The 1,061-nt window shown below is 43.4% G+C and carries 1 protein-coding gene; it reads right to left on the bottom strand.

What is annotated here, in order from left to right; all coding sequences use genetic code 11:
• Positions 1-37: 37 nt before the first annotated feature.
• Positions 38-1,015, bottom strand: coding sequence for an integrase core domain-containing protein (locus tag FHW89_RS28605; protein WP_172338459.1), 978 nt, complete (start codon positions 1,013-1,015; stop codon positions 38-40).
• Between the last annotated feature and the right edge of the window lie 46 nt (positions 1,016-1,061).

Raw genomic sequence — 1,061 nt, 5'->3', positions numbered from 1 at the left:
TGTAAGGGTTTAGTAATTCGAGGACAAGCTAGCGGGTTTATTTTTGGTTGTTTAGGGTGATCATATCAATAGGTTTTTTTCCACCAATACCTTGATGAGGTCTTTCCCAATTATAATAGACGAGGTACCTGGTGAGTTCGTCTTCCAATTCTTCGAGGCTATCGAAATCGGTTTCCTCGATCAGGTCTTCTTTAAGGGTACGCCAAAAGCGTTCCACTTTACCGTTTGTCTGCGGCCTATAGGGCTGAATATACCTGCGTTTGATACCGGTTTCCATCAGCATCCGTTCAAAAGGATGGTTGCGTTTGTTCTGGCTGCTGGCCGGGCCAAACTCCGGGCCGTTATCAGCAATGATCTCTTCAAACTGGATGCCGAACTTTTCTCTGATCATCCGCATACAGCGCAAGGCGGCAAACATAGTGGTTAAGGCAGTGATATCTTCCATAACCTCTGCAAATGCTACCCGGGAGTAATCATCAAGGACACAAAGCAGGTAAAGATTACGATGCTGACCCCGAATGATGGTTTTGCTTAAATGATGACAATCGATATGACCTAACTGTCCCATACGTTCTTTGATGATCTTACGTTTAACTTCTTTGTCTGCTGGTTTTAAACGGTTTTTACCGTAACGCTTCAGGATATTATAAACTCCCGATGGCGATGGCTTAAAGTTATCTGATTTCTGTTTAAGCTCATCGGCTATTTCAAACTTATTGTTACCCCGGGAGCGCATTTCAAGCACCAAAGCTTCATCAATAAGGGACGGCCTTCGGGTGCTGTACTTAGGCCCCCGTTTTGCCGGTAACAGGTCTTCCTCATTTCCGGATTGTTTGTACCGGTTGTAATATTTGAGAAAGCTCCGACGGTCGGTGTGATGGAATTCATAAAACTCCCTGGCCAGTTTAAAACTTGGGTGAAGGTCTTGTTTGACCAATTCGTAATCTTTGATTAGATAACGATAGGTTTGCAAATAATTGCGTTTCAGGGTGAGATCGTTCGTGTTAATACGCATAACTTTAAGTTACACTAATCTGTCCTCGAATTATCTGACCTTTACA

It is taken from the genome of Mucilaginibacter sp. SG564, from assembly GCF_013149275.1.
Lineage (GTDB): Bacteria > Bacteroidota > Bacteroidia > Sphingobacteriales > Sphingobacteriaceae > Mucilaginibacter.
Note: the sequence above shows the minus strand (reverse complement) of the source record. Positions and strands in the feature narration are given on the sequence as shown.

Excerpts from the sequence above, each read along its gene's own strand:
- FHW89_RS28605 (WP_172338459.1), bottom strand. The coding sequence starts at position 1,015 with ATGCGTATTAACACGAACGATCTCACCCTGAAACGCAATTATTTGCAA.